This is a genomic window from Pseudomonas chlororaphis subsp. piscium (genome assembly GCF_003850345.1).
GTDB classification, from domain to species: domain Bacteria; phylum Pseudomonadota; class Gammaproteobacteria; order Pseudomonadales; family Pseudomonadaceae; genus Aquipseudomonas; species Aquipseudomonas piscium.
This window is the reverse complement of the sequence record NZ_CP027707.1, coordinates 1,255,102-1,270,233: the sequence shown is the minus strand read 5'-3', so window position 1 is coordinate 1,270,233 and position 15,132 is coordinate 1,255,102. Positions and strand designations below refer to the sequence as shown.

Annotated in this window: 14 protein-coding genes; 9 read left to right on the top strand and 5 right to left on the bottom strand. The window is 64.5% G+C overall.

Annotated features, from left to right (window positions below; all coding sequences use genetic code 11):
* Positions 1-14 precede the first annotated feature (14 nt).
* The 5 genes from ydcS (at position 15) to C4K38_RS05700 (ending at position 5,754) form a co-directional block, all read left to right on the top strand.
* A complete protein-coding gene (ydcS, locus tag C4K38_RS05720; RefSeq protein WP_053277605.1) occupies positions 15-1,166 on the top strand; it encodes a putative ABC transporter substrate-binding protein YdcS in 1,152 nt (383 codons plus the stop codon).
* Between the two features lie 199 nt (positions 1,167-1,365).
* Positions 1,366-2,403, top strand: coding sequence for an ABC transporter ATP-binding protein (locus C4K38_RS05715; protein ID WP_053277604.1), 1,038 nt, complete (start codon positions 1,366-1,368; stop codon positions 2,401-2,403).
* A gap of 1 nt (position 2,404) precedes the next feature.
* Entirely contained in the window at positions 2,405-3,352 is a 948-nt protein-coding gene (locus C4K38_RS05710; RefSeq protein ID WP_053277603.1) for an ABC transporter permease, read from the top strand.
* Positions 3,342-4,169 (top strand): ABC transporter permease, encoded by an 828-nt coding sequence (locus tag C4K38_RS05705; RefSeq protein ID WP_053277602.1) that lies wholly within the window; start codon positions 3,342-3,344, stop codon positions 4,167-4,169. The genes C4K38_RS05710 and C4K38_RS05705 overlap by 11 nt, the downstream gene beginning before the upstream one ends.
* Before the next feature lie 160 nt (positions 4,170-4,329).
* Positions 4,330-5,754 carry a gamma-aminobutyraldehyde dehydrogenase gene (locus C4K38_RS05700; RefSeq protein ID WP_053277601.1) on the top strand — a complete coding sequence of 475 codons (1,425 nt, stop codon included), beginning with the start codon at positions 4,330-4,332 and terminating at the stop codon, positions 5,752-5,754.
* Between the two features lie 119 nt (positions 5,755-5,873).
* On the opposite strand, the gene C4K38_RS05695 is transcribed toward C4K38_RS05700, so the two are convergent.
* Positions 5,874-6,470 carry a hypothetical protein gene (locus C4K38_RS05695; RefSeq protein WP_231998566.1) on the bottom strand — a complete coding sequence of 199 codons (597 nt, stop codon included), beginning with the start codon at positions 6,468-6,470 and terminating at the stop codon, positions 5,874-5,876.
* Between C4K38_RS05695 and C4K38_RS05690 the strand changes: the two genes are divergently transcribed.
* The 3 genes from C4K38_RS05690 (at position 6,469) to C4K38_RS05680 (ending at position 8,750) form a co-directional block, all read left to right on the top strand.
* The gene (locus tag C4K38_RS05690) at positions 6,469-6,774 is read left to right on the top strand and encodes a hypothetical protein (protein ID WP_053277599.1); all 306 of its coding nucleotides are present in this window, start codon (positions 6,469-6,471) and stop codon (positions 6,772-6,774) included. The two genes, C4K38_RS05695 and C4K38_RS05690, sit on opposite strands and share 2 nt — an antisense overlap.
* 168 nt (positions 6,775-6,942) lie before the next feature.
* A complete protein-coding gene (locus tag C4K38_RS05685; RefSeq protein ID WP_053277598.1) occupies positions 6,943-7,539 on the top strand; it encodes a TetR/AcrR family transcriptional regulator in 597 nt (198 codons plus the stop codon).
* 5 nt (positions 7,540-7,544) lie between these two features.
* Positions 7,545-8,750 carry a DUF418 domain-containing protein gene (locus C4K38_RS05680; protein WP_053277597.1) on the top strand — a complete coding sequence of 402 codons (1,206 nt, stop codon included), beginning with the start codon at positions 7,545-7,547 and terminating at the stop codon, positions 8,748-8,750.
* 3 nt (positions 8,751-8,753) lie between these two features.
* On the opposite strand, the gene C4K38_RS05675 is transcribed toward C4K38_RS05680, so the two are convergent.
* Entirely contained in the window at positions 8,754-9,287 is a 534-nt protein-coding gene (locus C4K38_RS05675; RefSeq protein ID WP_053277596.1) for a GNAT family N-acetyltransferase, read from the bottom strand.
* A gap of 188 nt (positions 9,288-9,475) precedes the next feature.
* On the opposite strand from C4K38_RS05675, the gene C4K38_RS05670 reads away from it, so the two are divergent.
* Positions 9,476-11,095, top strand: coding sequence for a glucan biosynthesis protein D (locus C4K38_RS05670; protein WP_053277595.1), 1,620 nt, complete (start codon positions 9,476-9,478; stop codon positions 11,093-11,095).
* Positions 11,096-11,280: 185 nt separating this feature from the next.
* On the opposite strand, the gene C4K38_RS05665 is transcribed toward C4K38_RS05670, so the two are convergent.
* From C4K38_RS05665 to C4K38_RS05655, 3 genes are all read right to left on the bottom strand, one after another.
* Positions 11,281-12,387 carry an NADH:flavin oxidoreductase/NADH oxidase gene (locus C4K38_RS05665; protein WP_053277594.1) on the bottom strand — a complete coding sequence of 369 codons (1,107 nt, stop codon included), beginning with the start codon at positions 12,385-12,387 and terminating at the stop codon, positions 11,281-11,283.
* 397 nt (positions 12,388-12,784) lie between these two features.
* Positions 12,785-14,494 carry a single-stranded-DNA-specific exonuclease RecJ gene (gene recJ, locus C4K38_RS05660; RefSeq protein WP_053277593.1) on the bottom strand — a complete coding sequence of 570 codons (1,710 nt, stop codon included), beginning with the start codon at positions 14,492-14,494 and terminating at the stop codon, positions 12,785-12,787.
* Positions 14,495-14,557: 63 nt separating this feature from the next.
* The gene (locus C4K38_RS05655) at positions 14,558-15,097 is read right to left on the bottom strand and encodes a YaeQ family protein (RefSeq protein ID WP_007923023.1); all 540 of its coding nucleotides are present in this window, start codon (positions 15,095-15,097) and stop codon (positions 14,558-14,560) included.
* Between the last annotated feature and the right edge of the window lie 35 nt (positions 15,098-15,132).

The window sequence follows — 15,132 nt, the reverse complement described above, 5'->3', positions numbered from 1 at the left end:
AAGAGGGTTTTCCCATGTTCGTGCACAAGACCGCACTGCTCAGTGCAATCACCACCGCCCTGCTGGCCAGCGCCAGCCTCCAGGCCGCCGAACCGCTCAAGGCCGTCGGTGCCGGCGAAGGTCAGCTGGATATCGTGGCCTGGCCCGGCTACATCGAACGTGGCGAAAGCGACAAGAACTACGACTGGGTCACCGGCTTCGAGAAGGAGACCGGTTGCAAGGTCAACGTCAAGACCGCGGGCACCTCCGATGAGATGGTCAGCCTGATGGCCAAGGGCGGCTACGACCTGGTCACCGCGTCCGGCGACGCCTCCCTGCGACTGATCGTCGGCAAGCGCGTGCAGCCGATCAACACCGCGCTGATTCCCAACTGGAAAAACCTCGACCCACGCCTCAAGGACGCGCCCTGGTACGTGGTCAACAAGCAGACCTACGGCACCCCCTACCAGTGGGGCCCGAACGTGCTGATGTACAACACCAAGGTCTTCAAGCAGGCACCGACCAGCTGGAGCGTGCTGTTCGACGCGCAGAACCTGCCGGACGGCAAGCCCAACAAGGGCCGCGTGCAGGCCTATGACGGGCCGATCTACATCGCCGACGCCGCGCTGTACCTCAAGAGCACGAAACCGGAACTGGGGATCCAGAACCCCTACGAACTCACCGAAGCCCAGTACAAGGCGGTGCTCGAGTTGCTGCGCGCCCAGCAGCCGCTGATCCACCGCTACTGGCACGACACCACGGTACAGATGAGCGACTTCAAGAACGAAGGCGTGGTCGCCGCCAGCTCCTGGCCGTATCAGGTCAACGGCCTGATCAACGAGAAACAGCCGATCGCCTCGACCATTCCCAAGGAAGGGGCCACTGGCTGGGCCGATACCACCATGCTGCACAGCGAGGCCAAGCACCCCAACTGCGCCTACAAGTGGATGGACTGGTCGCTCACACCGAAAGTCCAGGGCGACGTCGCCGCCTGGTTCGGCTCGCTGCCAGCGGTGCCGGCGGCCTGCAAGGAAAGCGAGCTGCTGGGCGCCGAGGGCTGCAAGACCAACGGCTTCGACCAGTTCGACAAGATCGCCTTCTGGAAAACTCCGCAGGCCGAGGGCGGCAAGTTCGTGCCGTACAGCCGCTGGACTCAGGACTACATCGCGATCATGGGCGGACGATAACCCTGTAGCCGCTGCCGCAGGCTGCGCAAGGTCCGCAGAACCTTCTGCCCCCCCAGGATCGCCGCGCCCCTGCGGGGCGATCGCAGCCTTCGGCAGCGGCTACAGGCTCCTGCGCCAGGCCAGCTCCAGCAGGAGCGGCCTTCGCCGCCAGACCTGATCCCGCTTATTTCGACAGCGCGCTTTCCCGGAGCACCGCACCATGACGCTTGCAGTCCAGTTCACCAACGTTTCCCGGCAGTTCGGCGAGGTGAAGGCCGTTGACCGGGTTTCCATCGATATCCAGGACGGCGAGTTCTTTTCCATGCTCGGCCCTTCCGGCTCGGGCAAGACCACCTGCCTGCGCCTGATCGCCGGTTTCGAACAGCCGAGCGCCGGCTCGATCCACATCCACGGGGCCGAAGCCACTGGGTTGCCGCCCTACCAGCGCGACGTCAACACCGTGTTCCAGGATTACGCGCTGTTCCCCCATATGAACGTGCGCGACAACGTGGCCTACGGCCTGAAAGTCAAAGGCGTCGGCAAGGCCGAGCGCCTCAAACGCACCGAAGAAGCCCTGGCCATGGTCGCCCTGGAAGGCTACGGCGAGCGCAAGCCGGTGCAGCTGTCCGGCGGCCAGCGCCAGCGCGTGGCCCTGGCCCGGGCGCTGGTCAATCGGCCGCGGGTCCTGCTGCTGGACGAACCCCTGGGGGCGCTGGACCTGAAGCTGCGCGAACAGATGCAGGGCGAACTGAAGAAGCTGCAACGCCAGCTCGGCATCACCTTCATTTTCGTCACCCACGACCAGACCGAAGCCCTGTCGATGTCCGACCGCGTGGCGGTGTTCAACAAGGGCCGCATCGAGCAGGTCGACAGCCCGCGCAACCTGTACATGAAACCGGCCACCACCTTCGTCGCCGAGTTCGTCGGCACCTCCAATGTGATTCGCGGCGAACTGGCCGAACGCCTGAGCGGCAGCCAGAAGCCCTTCTCGATTCGCCCGGAACACGTGCGTTTCGCCGAAGGCCCGTTGAGCAGCCACGAGATCGAAATCAGCGGCCTACTGCACGATATCCAGTACCAGGGCAGCGCCACCCGCTACGAACTGCAACTGGACAACGGCCAGACCCTCAGCATCAGCCAGGCCAACGACCAATGGCTGGACAGCAGCGCCCAGCACCAGACCGGGCAACGCCTCAGCGCGCGCTGGGCCCGCGAGGCGATGATCCCGCTGACCGATACCCTGGCGAGCGGGGTATGACATGAACACCCTGGCGATCACTCCCCAAAGCCCCGGCGGCTCGCTGTTGCGGCGCTTTTCCAACCTGCTGTACCGGCGGCCGAACCTGTACCTGGCGCTGCTGCTGGTACCGCCGCTGATCTGGTTCGGCGCGATCTACCTGGGCTCCTTGCTGATCCTGCTCTGGCAAGGCTTCTACACCTTCGACGACTTCACCATGGCGGTCACCCCGGACCTGACCCTGGCCAACTTCGCCGCACTGTTCCAGCCATCGAACTTCGACATCATCCTGCGCACCCTGAGCATGGCCATCGCCGTCTCGCTCGCCAGCGCCGTGGTCGCCTTCCCCATCGCCTACTACATGGCGCGCTACACCAGCGGCAAGACCAAGGCGTTCTTCTATATCGCGGTGATGCTGCCGATGTGGGCCAGCTATATCGTCAAGGCCTACGCCTGGACCCTGCTGCTGGCCAAGGGCGGCGTGGCCCAGTGGTTTGTCCAGCACCTGGGGCTGGAGCCGTTGCTGCAGTTCATCCTGGGGATTCCCGGGGTCGGCGGCAGCACCCTGTCGACCTCGCACCTGGGGCGTTTCATGGTGTTCGTCTACATCTGGCTGCCGTTCATGATCCTGCCGATCCAGGCCTCCCTGGAACGCCTGCCGCCGTCCTTGCTGCAAGCCTCCGCCGACCTCGGCGCCAAGCCGCACCAGACCTTCATGCAGGTGATCCTGCCGCTGTCGGTGCCGGGCATCGCCGCCGGCTCGATCTTCACCTTCTCCCTGACCCTGGGCGACTTCATCGTGCCGCAGCTGGTGGGCCCGCCCGGCTACTTCGTCGGCAGCATGGTCTACGCCCAGCAAGGGGCGATCGGCAACATGCCGATGGCCGCCGCCTTCACCCTGGTGCCGATCGTGTTGATCGCCATTTATCTGTCCATCGTCAAACGCCTGGGGGCCTTCGATGCGCTCTGATTCAGCCAAGCACGGAGAACAAGCCTCGTTGGGCCTGCGCATCGCCGCGTGGGGCGGGCTGCTGTTCCTGCATTTCCCGATCCTGATCATCTTCCTCTACGCCTTCAACACCGAAGACGCGGCCTTCAGCTTTCCGCCCCAGGGCTTCACCCTGAAGTGGCTCAGCGTGGCCTTCGCTCGCCCCGACGTGCTGGACGCCATCAAGCTGTCGCTGCAGATCGCCGCCATCGCCACCCTGATCGCCCTGGTCCTTGGCACCCTGGCCTCGGCGGCACTGTACCGCCGGGACTTCTTCGGCAAACAGGGGATATCGCTGATGCTGATCCTGCCCATCGCCCTGCCGGGGATCATCACCGGTATCGCCCTGCTGGCGACCTTCAAGACTCTGGGGATCGAACCGGGGGTGTTCACCATCATCGTCGGCCACGCGACCTTCTGCGTGGTGATTGTCTACAACAATGTGATCGCCCGTCTGCGCCGCACCTCCCACAGCCTGATCGAAGCCTCGATGGACCTGGGCGCCGACGGTTGGCAGACCTTCCGCTACATCATCCTGCCCAACCTCGGCTCGGCGTTGCTGGCCGGCGGCATGCTGGCGTTCGCCCTGTCGTTCGACGAAATCATCGTCACCACCTTCACCGCCGGCCATGAACGTACCCTGCCGCTGTGGCTGCTCAACCAGCTCAGCCGGCCGCGGGACGTACCGGTGACCAACGTCGTCGCCATGCTGGTGATGCTGGTGACCATGCTGCCGATCCTCGGCGCCTATTACCTGACCCGCGGCGGCGAGAGCGTGGCGGGCAGCGGCGGCAAATAACCCCAGCTTGGAAGCCAGGTCTGTAGGAGCGAGGCTTGCCCGCGAAGAGGCCTGCACATTCGACATCGATGTTGACTGGTAACGCGTTTTCGCGGGCAAGCCTCGCTCCTACAGAGGCTCGTTTCCATAGAAAAACAATAGCTTCGAAGAGGACACGAACATGCAAACCAAACTCTTGATCAACGGCCAACTGGTCAGCGGCGAAGGCCCTGCCCAGCCGGTATTCAACCCCGCGCTGGGCAAGGTGCTGGTGGAAATCAACGAGGCCAGCGAAGCCCAGGTCGATGCCGCGGTGCGCGCCGCCGACGCGGCATTCCATAGCTGGTCGCAAACCGTGCCGAAAGAACGTTCGCTGCTGTTGCTCAAGCTGGCCGACAGCATCGAAGCCCACGGCGAAGAGCTGGCCCGGCTGGAGTCGGACAACTGCGGCAAGCCGCTGAGCGCGGCCTTGAACGACGAGATCCCGGCGATTGCCGACGTGTTCCGCTTCTTCGCCGGCGCCAGCCGTTGCCTCAACGGTTCGGCCGGCGGCGAATACCTGCCGGGCCACACCTCGATGATCCGTCGCGACCCGGTGGGGGTGATCGCCTCCATCGCGCCGTGGAACTACCCGCTGATGATGGTCGCCTGGAAAATCGCCCCGGCCCTGGCCGCCGGCAACACCGTGGTACTCAAGCCCTCGGAGCAGACCCCGCTGACCGCCCTGCGCCTGGCCGAACTGGCAGCCGGGATCCTTCCCGCCGGCGTGCTGAACCTGGTATTCGGCCGTGGCGCCACTGTGGGCCAGCCGCTGGTAACCCATCCGAAGGTGCGCATGGTGTCGCTCACCGGCTCCATCGCCACCGGCTCGAACATCATTTCCAGCACCGCCGACAGTGTCAAACGCATGCACATGGAACTGGGCGGCAAGGCGCCAGTGATCATCTTCGACGACGCCGACATCGACGCCGCCGTGGAAGGCATCCGCACCTTCGGCTTCTACAACGCCGGCCAGGACTGCACCGCCGCCTGCCGCATCTACGCGCAGGAGGGCATCTACGAACGCTTCGTCGAGAAGCTCGGCGCGGCGGTCGCCAGCATCAAGTACGGCCTGCAGGGCGACCCGGACACCGAGCTGGGCCCGCTGATCAGCGCCCAGCACCGCGACCGGGTGGCCGGGTTCGTCGAGCGTGCCATCGCCCAACCGCATATCCGCCTGGTCACGGGTGGCAAGACGGTGGACGGCAACGGCTTCTTTTTCGAACCGACGGTGCTGGCCGACGCCCAGCAGGACGACGAAATCGTCCGCCGCGAAGTGTTCGGGCCGGTGGTCTCGGTCACCCGCTTCGCCGACGAAGCCCAGGTCCTGGGCTGGGCCAACGACTCGGACTACGGCCTGGCATCCTCGGTGTGGACCGCCGATGTCGGCCGCGCCCACCGCCTCTCGGCGCGCCTGCAATACGGCTGCACCTGGGTCAACACCCACTTCATGCTGGTCAGTGAAATGCCCCACGGCGGGCAGAAGCTCTCCGGCTACGGCAAGGACCTGTCCCTGTACGGGCTGGAGGACTACAGCATCGTGCGCCATGTGATGTTCAAGCACTGATCCAAGGCATCGCTCCTACGGATAGCCCTAGCCCGTAGGAGCGAGCGGGCGGCGATCCGACATGCCCGCGATGGTCGCGACACTAATCAAAGAACGATGTGGCAAGGCCGCCTGCCCTGCTAGAAACAGTTGCCGTCGGTTTCCTGGCAAAACTCGTAGGGCGTGTTGCTGATGAACCAGTCGAGCCAGTGGTGTTGCCAATCCGGCCACTGAATGATGTAGGTCTTGGTGGCCTTGATGAATTCCAGGCCAAAGATGCTGATGCTTTTGTCGTCCTCGTACATCCGCAGGTCCAGCGACCAGTCCCGGATCAAGGGCGTGCGATAGACCCGCTGCGGGTCCTCGAGGTCGATGACCTGCAAATAGCCCTTACCGCCGAAAGGCACCAGCAGCCCCCCGGCCGAGGCATGCTGCAGCAAGTAACGACCGGAGGGGCTGGTCGCCGAATAGGGCTCGCGTTCGAGCATTGTGTAAAGTGCGCTGATGAACACCAGCGCACAGGCCCCCAGCAGGCCTCCCACGACCGCCAGGGTCTTCTTGTACTTCATCGTGCGCGCACCGAAAAACCGCAATTCATTTGCCTGATCTCCTTGAAAGGCGGCTATTGAACGAGGTCTGGCCAAGCCGATCAAGTTGCGGCACCATCCGCCGCCAGAAAGCCCCCGGCTGCCCAGCCCGCGGCGCTGAAACTTCTTCGGCAGCAAGGATGCGCCCATGCCCTCGCGAATCGTCAGCCTGATGCTGCAAGTGGCCGTCTGGCTGGTGCTGCCGTTCGCCGCCCTGCAACTGGGCCTGGTATTGACCCGCGCCGTCGCCGCGCCCTTTGTCTCGGCCCTGGCGATTCCCACCGGGGTCCTGTCCCTGGTGCTGATCCAGATCACCCTGGTGTATGCCGCCGCCAAAGGCTGGCACGCCTGCGGCATGCCTGCCCACTATCGCTGGCTAGGCCTGTGGCTGGGTTGCGTGCTGGTGCTGTATGCCGTGCCGCGGTTCATGCCGTTGGCAGGCAGCGGCCTATGAATCACCGGACTCACGGGTGCCTTGTCGATCCTCCTGCTCGGCCAGCGATAGACCTGGGAACACGTGACGGAAGTCATCCCGTCGACTGTTTTTTTTGCAGCCAAGGCTTGCCAAGCATTCAGGTTCATCCTTTAATTGAGTGGCCAGTCAATTAACTAATGAGCCCACATGCGCCCTGCCAATCCCCTGCAACGCGAAGCCAAGCGAACCGCCCTGCTGGATGCCGCTGCCCAGTGTTTTGCCGAAGCCGGTTTTGTCGCCACCCGCACCGCTGACATTTGCAGCACCGCGGGCATGAGTTCCGGCAATCTGTTCCATTACTTCAGCAGCAAGCACGAACTGCTGTTGGCGCTGATCGCCCGGGAAGGCGAAGAGACCGCCGCCGCGATGGCGGCACTGGTCGCGGCTGAAGACCCGATGGCGGCGCTATCGGGCTTCCTCGATCACGTCTGCCAACTGGCCAGCGACCGCCATTACGCCGGCCTGGCCCTGGAGATTTCCGCCCTCGGCCACCGCGACGAAGCCGTGGCGCACCTGGTCAAGGCCAACGACCTGGTGTTGCGCGAAGGGCTCGCCGCCCTGGTGGACGCCGCAGGCCGAGCCGGGCAATTGCACACCAACCTGAGCCCCGAGCAGGCCGCCACCTGGCTGGCCGCCCTGATCGACGGCCTGTTCGCCCGGGTCGCCGCCGACCCGCTGTTCAACCCGCAAGACCAATCCCAGGTGCTGCAACAACTGGTGGCCCACCTGCTGCAAGGACGCTGACCCAGATGAACAGCCCCGCTCGCCCCGGCCCCGAGAAAATCACATCAACCACTCGCCTGCTGCATATCGATGCCCTGCGCGGGTTCGCCTTGCTGGGCATCCTGGCGGTGAACATCTGGGTGTTCACCGACCCTTACTACGGCGCCTCGGTGAGCAATCCGGCCTACCCCGCCGCCATCGATCACGCCATCCGCTTCCTGATCTCGACACTGTTCGAAACCAAGTTCTACCTGCTGTTCTCCTTTCTTTTCGGCTACAGCTTCACCCTGCAACTGGCCTCGGCGCAGCGCTCGCAGAACGCCTTTGTGCCGCGCATGGTGCGCAAGCAACTGGCGCTGCTGGCGATCGGGCTGATCCACGGCGCCGTGCTGTTCTACGGTGAGATCCTGTCTCTCTACGCGGTGCTCGGCCTGGTATTGCTGGGGCTGCGCAACCTTTGCCCGCGACGCGCGCTCAAGCTGGCGGTGGGACTGCTGGTGTGCTCGGCGCTGATTTTCATGACGCTGGGCCTGCTGCAACTGGCCGAAGGCAATTACGTCGGCAGCATGGAATGGGAACCCGTGGACAAGGCCTTCCTGCTCGGTTCGAGCGCCTTGGGCACCTTGAGCTTCAACCTCAGTCACCTGCCAGAGACCATCCTGGCGTTATGGCTGTTGCAGGGCCCCAGTACCTTGGCGATGTTCCTGTTCGGCTATGTGGCCGGACGCCGCAGCTGGCTGGTGGCGCCCTACGTCTTCGACGCCTGGAAGGACAGGTTATTGAGCCTGATGCTGCCCATCGGCCTCGGCGGCGCGCTCATCTATGGCTATACCGCCGCCTATGCCCCCGGCGCCGGCCTGGAAGCCCTGGGATACGGCATAGGCCAGTTGACCGCGCCCCTGCTCAGCACAAGCTACGTGCTGCTGCTCCTTGGCGCGTTCAACTCGCCCCTGGGCGAACGCGTGTGCAGGTTGCTGGCCCCCATGGGACGCATGTCGCTGAGCAACTACCTGCTGCAATCCTTGCTCCTGAGCCTGATATTCACCGGCTACGGCCTGGGCCTGATCAACCAGCTGGACTCGGCCTGGATCCTGCTGATCGTGATCGCTCTCTACGCGCTGCAACTGTGGCTCAGCACCCTGTGGATGCGCAGCCATCAATATGGCCCTTGCGAATGGCTGTTGCGGGCCGTAACCATCCTCGCCTGGCCGGCCTGGTGCAAAACCCGCTGAAGATCAGGCCAGCCTGAGGTACAGATGGATGTCCTCGGGCTCCAGGCGATGCAGCTCTGGATCGGGGGCCGACAACAGCTCGCAACCCAGGCGGCGGTAGAAATCCACGGTATTGCGTGACGGCGTGGCCGAGACATACAGCCCTTCGCCGCCCATGCGCCGCGCCTGCTCGGTGGCCAGGCCGAACAGCCGCTGGCCCAGGCCGCGCCCGCGATAAGCCTGGCTGACATGCAGGAACTTCAACTGCCGCAGTTGCAAGCCGGCGTTGTGGATAACCAGGCAATCGACCACCGCCGCGGCCACCAGCCGCTGCTCGTCGAATACCCCATACAGCCAGCCCCCGCGCTGGTCACACGCCTGCAAGACCAGCGCGTCATGCTCGGCCTCGCCGGGCGGCCAGCCGCTCACCACTTCGCGCTGGAGATAACACAGCAATTGCCCGTCCTGCAGGCGGTAGAACGCTTCGATCAGTTCCGCGCGGTCGATGAGTTTGAACAGGGGGATGTCCTGCGCGGTCAAAAGGCGCTCGTTCAGCATGTCGGTTGTCCTGAAGCCGTCCGTGGTTTTATGTATCGATAGCTGGGCATTTTTTGCCTCGGGCGAACCGATCATTCTATCCGCCCGCTGTTAAAAGTCCGTTGAGTTTGGCCGAAGGCATGACCGAACCTCCATTTCCGATCCAGTGCAGCCAGGAAGGGCTCGGGATCTCCTGACAAGGTTCACTTATGCATCGCAGGCATCTTCTGAAAGCATCCATGGCGCTGGCAGCCTACACCGGCCTGTCGGCCACGGGTCTGTTGGCCACCCGGGCCTGGGCCGGCGCCGCCGACGGCGAAGCACAGGCCTTCGATTTCGAGATTCTCAAGGCCCAGGCCAAGCAATTGGCCGCCAAGCCCTACGTGGACACCAAGCAGGTGCTGCCGCCGACCCTGGCGACCATGACCCCGCAGAACTTCAACGCTATCCAGTACGACGGCAACCACTCGCTGTGGAAGGAGCTGAACGGCCAGCTGGACGTGCAGTTCTTCCACGTCGGCATGGGCTTCAAGCAGCCGGTGCGCATGTACAGCGTCGACGCCAAGAGCCGTCAGGCGCGGGAAGTGCATTTCCGCCCGTCGCTGTTCAACTACCAGAACACCAGCGTCGACACCGCGCAGCTCAAGGGCGACCTGGGTTTTGCCGGCTTCAAGCTGTTCAAGGCCCCGGAACTGGACAGGCACGACGTGGTGTCCTTCCTCGGCGCCAGCTATTTCCGCGCGGTGGACAAGACCGGCCAGTACGGCCTCTCGGCCCGCGGCCTGGCGATCGATACCTACGCCAAGAAACGTGAAGAGTTTCCCGACTTCACCAAGTTCTGGTTCGAGACCCCGGACAAGGACAGCACCCGCTTCGTGGTCTATGCCCTGCTCGACTCGCCCAGCGCCACCGGCGCCTACCGCTTCGACATCGACTGCCAGGCCGAGCGCGTGGTGATGGATGTCGACGCGCACGTCAACGCCCGTACCGCCATCGAACAGCTGGGCATCGCGCCGATGACCAGCATGTTCAGTTGCGGCACCCATGAGCGGCGCATGTGCGACACCATCCATCCACAGATCCACGACTCGGACCGCCTGGCCATGTGGCGCGGCAATGGCGAATGGATCTGCCGCCCGCTGAACAACCCGGCGACCCTGCAGTTCAACGCCTTCGCCGACAAGGACCCGAAGGGCTTCGGCCTGGTGCAGACCGACCATGAGTTCGCCAACTACCAGGACACCGTGGACTGGTACAGCCGGCGCCCGAGCCTGTGGGTCGAGCCGACCACCGCCTGGGGCGAAGGCTCGGTCGACCTGCTGGAGATCCCCACCACCGGCGAGACCCTGGACAACATCGTGGCCTTCTGGACCCCGAAAAAGCCGCTGGCCGCCGGGGACTCGCTGAACTACGGCTACAAGCTGTACTGGAGCGCCCTGCCACCGGTGGGCACGCCGCTGGCGCGGGTCAACGCCACCCGTTCGGGCATGGGTGGCTTCGTCGAAGGCTGGGCCCCGGGCGAGCATTACCCGCCGGTCTGGGCCCGGCGCTTCGCCGTGGACTTCAATGGCGGCGGCCTGGACCGGCTGCCGGAGGGCACCGGCATCGAACCGGTGGTCACCGCGTCGAACGGCCAGGTCAAGGATTTCCATGTGCTGAAGCTGGACGAGATCCAGGGTTATCGCGTGCTCTTCGACTGGTACCCGACCAACGACAGCGTCGATCCGGTGGAGCTGCGGCTGTTTATCCGCACCAACGATCGCACCCTGAGCGAAACCTGGCTGTACCAGTACTTCCCGCCGGCACCGGACAAGCGCAAGTACCCTTGACGAGGATAATTGGCGTTTGATCGATCGCTATCGCGGGCAAGCCTCGCTCCTACAGAAGCATGCGATCAATGTTTCTGTAGGAGCGAGGCTTGCCCGCGATGACGTCGTCATAGCCAACACAGCTCCCGAATCCAGACACAAAAAAACCGGCCCTCACAGGCCGGTTTTTTTATGCCTCGCTCACCTCACTCACGCAGATCCGACTCGTGGATCGGCTGGTCGCGATGGGTCGCGCGCTGGTATTGCGCCGGCCAGATCGCCTTGTGTCCGCTCAGGTCGTCGTCGGCGTGCAGCGGCCAGTACGGGTCGCGCAGCAGCTCCCGGGCAAGGAAGATGATATCGGCCTGACAGGTGCGCAAAATGTGCTCGGCCTGGGCCGGCTCGGTGATCATGCCCACGGTACCGGTGGCGATCCCCGACTCTTTGCGCACCCGCTCGGCGAAACGGGTCTGGTAGCCCGGGCCGGTGGGGATCTCGGCATTGACCGCGGTACCGCCCGACGAGACGTCGATCAGGTCCACTCCCAAGGTCTTCAGGCGGCAGGCCAGCTCGACGGTTTCGTCCGGGTTCCAGCCGTCCTCCACCCAGTCGGTGGCCGAAACCCGGACGAACAGCGGCAACTCTTGCGGCCAGACCGCCCGCACCGCCTCACACACCTGCAAGACCAGGCGAATGCGGTTATCGAAGGAGCCACCGTACTGGTCGCGGCGCTGATTGCTCAGGGGCGAGAGGAATTGATGCAGCAGGTAGCCATGGGCGGCATGCACCTCGACCACCTTGAAACCGGCGACCAGGGCGCGTTTGGCCGAGTCGACGAAAGCCTGGACGATCGCGGCGATCTGCGTCTCGTCGAGCTGGGTCGGTGGCGTATGTTGCGGGTCGAAGGCAATCGGCGAAGGGCCCACCGGCACCCAACCGCCCTCCGCCGGCTTGACGCTGCCATGCTTGCCCAGCCATGGCCGATGGGTGCTGGCCTTGCGCCCGGCGTGGGCCAGCTGGATGCCGGCGACCGCGCCCTGGGCGGTGATGAACCGGGTGATGCGTTGTAAGGGTGCGATCTGTTCGTCGTTCCACAGGCCGAGGTCCTGGGCGGTGATGCGCCCGTCGGCGGTGACCGCCGTGGCCTCGGTGAAAATCAGTCCGGCGCCGCCCACGGCACGACTGCCGAGGTGCACCAGGTGCCAGTCATTGGCCAGTCCATCTACGCTGGAGTACTGGCACATGGGCGATACCGCGATGCGGTTGAGTAAGGTCAGTTGACGAAGGGTATAGGGTTCAAGCAGCAGACTCATGGGGCACCTCTCGATCAGTGGTCAGGCTCCAGGGTTCTGTTTGAAAAGTCGACGAGTGACTGGAAAGGAACAGCGCCCGCCCCCGCGGGAGAAAAAGGACAAAACGTCACAAGGCCAATCAAGCAGTGTTTAGAGACTAGTCGACAATGGGGAAGGAAGCAGGTTCCTGTGCCCGGATCAGGCCCTGCCCGCCTTGGAGTGGTTCCTGAAGCACCGCGATGCCTGCATCGCCGGCAAGCCTGGCTCCTACAGAAGCAGAAGCAGGATCGCCATGGACCTGTAGGAGCGAGCGGGCGGCGATCCGACTTGCCCGCGATGGAGTCAGTCCTGACGCATCGCGGTGCCTGCATCACCGGCAAGCCTGGCTCCTACAGAAGCCAGGGGGCGCCGCGGGCCATCAACGCGGTTCGATATGGGCGATCATCAGTTGCACCGTTTCCTGGCCGCGGAACTCGTTGAGGTCCAGCTTGTAGGCCAGTTCCACCCAACGGATGGTCGGGTTCGGCCAGATATCGCGGTCGATGCCGAAGGCGATGCCGTCGAGCTTCACCGAGCCGCATTCGCTGCGCAGCACCACCTTGAGGTGGCGCTCGCCGACGACCCGCTGTTCCACCAACTGGAACACGCCATGGAACAGCGGCTCGGGAAAGTGCTGGCCCCAGGGCCCGGCATGACGCAGGGCGCGGGCCAGTTCGAGGTGGAACTCTTCCACCGCCAGGGTACCGTCCGACAGCAGGCGCCCGGTCAGGTCTTCCTCGCGCAGCTGGCGGCGCACCTCGGTATCGAAGGCCTCGGCGAAGGCCGGGAAGTTCTGCTCCGGCAGCGACAGGCCGGCCGCCATGGCGTGGCCGCCGAACTTGCTGATCAGGTCCGGATGCTTGGCCGCTACCGCGTCCAGGGCATCGCGGATATGAAAGCCCGGCACTGAGCGCGCCGAACCTTTGAGCATGCCTTCGCCGGCGTCGGCAAAGGCGATGGTCGGCCGGTGATAACGCTCTTTCAACCGCGAAGCGAGAATCCCGATCACCCCCTGGTGCCAGTCGGGCTCGAACAGGCACAGGCCGAACGGCATCGACTCCACCGGCAAGTCCTTGAGCTGGGCCAGGGCTTCGCGCTGCATGCCCTGCTCGATGGACTTGCGATCCTGGTTCAACTCGTCCAGCTGGCTGGCCATTTCCCGCGCCAGGGCCATGTCATGGCTGAGCAGGCATTCGATGCCCAGGCTCATATCGTCCAGGCGCCCGGCGGCATTCAGCCGCGGGCCAAGGATGAAGCCCAGGTCGGTGGAGGTGATGCGCGACGCCTCGCGCTTGGCCACTTCGAGGATCGCCTTGATCCCCGGCCGCGCGCGCCCGGCACGAATCCGCTCCAACCCCTGGTGCACCAGGATGCGGTTGTTGGCATCCAGCGGCACCACGTCGGCGACGCTGCCCAGCGCCACCAGATCCAGTAGCTCGCCGATGTTCGGCTGCGGCTTGGTTTCGTACCAGCCAAAGCTGCGCAGGCGGGCCCGCAGCGCCATCAGCACATAGAAGATCACCCCGACACCGGCCAGGGCCTTGCTCGGAAACTCGCAGCCGGGCTGGTTCGGGTTGACGATGGCATCGGCCGCCGGCAACTCGTGGCCTGGCAAGTGGTGGTCGGTGACCAGCACTTTCAGCCCGGCCGCCTTGGCCGCCGCCACGCCCTCGACACTGGAGATGCCGTTGTCCACGGTGATCAGCAGCTGGGGCTGGCGCTCCAGGGCCACCGCGACGATTTCCGGGGTCAGGCCGTAGCCGTATTCGAAACGGTTCGGCACCAGGTAATCGACATGGGCCGCGCCCAGCAGGCGCAGGCCGAGCATGCCCACGGTACTGGCGGTGGCGCCGTCGGCATCGAAGTCGCCGACGATCAGGATGCGTTCGCGCTGCTCCAGCGCCGTCACCAGCAGATCCACTGCCGCCTCGATGCCCTTGAGCTGCTGGAACGGGATCAACCGCGCCAGGCTCTTGTCCAGCTCGGCCTCGGACTGCACGCCACGGGCGGCGTACAGGCGGGTCAGCAACGGCGGCAGATCACCGAGAAACGGCAGGGTGGCGGGCAACTCACGAGGTTCGATACGCATGGGGTGACAGAAGCTTCTCTTCGATACAAGGGATACAGCGAAACAGCGCGCGGCGTGGCGAACTCAGCGCTCGCCCAACAGCCATTCCAGCTGGACTTCGTGCTGGCCACGATCGTCGGTGACGAAGATCGTGCCTTCGCTGATCATCACGTCCCACTTGATAACGCGTGGCATGTCCTTGGCCAGGACTTCCAGGACGTCCTGGGGCACGCCGGCGATATTGAGGTTCTTCAGGTTCTTCACCGCGTCCACCACCCGGGTCTGCCACACGCGCAGGCTGCCGTAAGCCAGCAGGCTGGTGCGCTCGGTACGGCGCGAGCACCAGGTCAGGCGCTCGGCGTCCGGCTGGCCGACTTCGATCCAGTGCAGCACACGGTCGTCCAGGCTTTTTTCCCACAGGGCCGGCTCATCCACTTCCGACAGGCCACGACCGAACGACAGGTGTTCGTTGTACCAAAGGGCGTAGGCCAGCAGACGCACGGTCATGCGCTCTTCGGTTTCCGACGGATGGCGGGCGATGGTTTGCTTGACGCTTTCGTACACCCCGCGATCGAGGTCAGTCAGGTTCAATTCAAACTTGTAGGTGGTAGACGGCTGGGCCATGGACGGGGCTTCTTGATACGAGGAAAGGCGGCAAG

Bases quoted from the DNA above. Each gene is read 5' to 3' on its own strand.
- C4K38_RS05685 (WP_053277598.1), top strand. From the start codon at position 6,943: ATGCGCCCTGCCAATCCCCTGCAACGCGAAGCCAAGCGAACCGCCCTG.
- C4K38_RS05695 (WP_231998566.1), bottom strand. From the start codon at position 6,470: ATGGGCGCATCCTTGCTGCCGAAGAAGTTTCAGCGCCGCGGGCTGGGC.
- ydcS (WP_053277605.1), top strand. From the start codon at position 15: ATGTTCGTGCACAAGACCGCACTGCTCAGTGCAATCACCACCGCCCTG.
- C4K38_RS05680 (WP_053277597.1), top strand. From the start codon at position 7,545: ATGAACAGCCCCGCTCGCCCCGGCCCCGAGAAAATCACATCAACCACT.
- C4K38_RS05705 (WP_053277602.1), top strand. From the start codon at position 3,342: ATGCGCTCTGATTCAGCCAAGCACGGAGAACAAGCCTCGTTGGGCCTG.
- C4K38_RS05675 (WP_053277596.1), bottom strand. From the start codon at position 9,287: ATGCTGAACGAGCGCCTTTTGACCGCGCAGGACATCCCCCTGTTCAAA.
- C4K38_RS05715 (WP_053277604.1), top strand. From the start codon at position 1,366: ATGACGCTTGCAGTCCAGTTCACCAACGTTTCCCGGCAGTTCGGCGAG.
- C4K38_RS05710 (WP_053277603.1), top strand. From the start codon at position 2,405: ATGAACACCCTGGCGATCACTCCCCAAAGCCCCGGCGGCTCGCTGTTG.
- C4K38_RS05665 (WP_053277594.1), bottom strand. From the start codon at position 12,387: ATGAGTCTGCTGCTTGAACCCTATACCCTTCGTCAACTGACCTTACTC.
- recJ (WP_053277593.1), bottom strand. From the start codon at position 14,494: ATGCGTATCGAACCTCGTGAGTTGCCCGCCACCCTGCCGTTTCTCGGT.
- C4K38_RS05700 (WP_053277601.1), top strand. From the start codon at position 4,330: ATGCAAACCAAACTCTTGATCAACGGCCAACTGGTCAGCGGCGAAGGC.
- C4K38_RS05690 (WP_053277599.1), top strand. From the start codon at position 6,469: ATGCCCTCGCGAATCGTCAGCCTGATGCTGCAAGTGGCCGTCTGGCTG.
- C4K38_RS05655 (WP_007923023.1), bottom strand. From the start codon at position 15,097: ATGGCCCAGCCGTCTACCACCTACAAGTTTGAATTGAACCTGACTGAC.
- C4K38_RS05670 (WP_053277595.1), top strand. From the start codon at position 9,476: ATGCATCGCAGGCATCTTCTGAAAGCATCCATGGCGCTGGCAGCCTAC.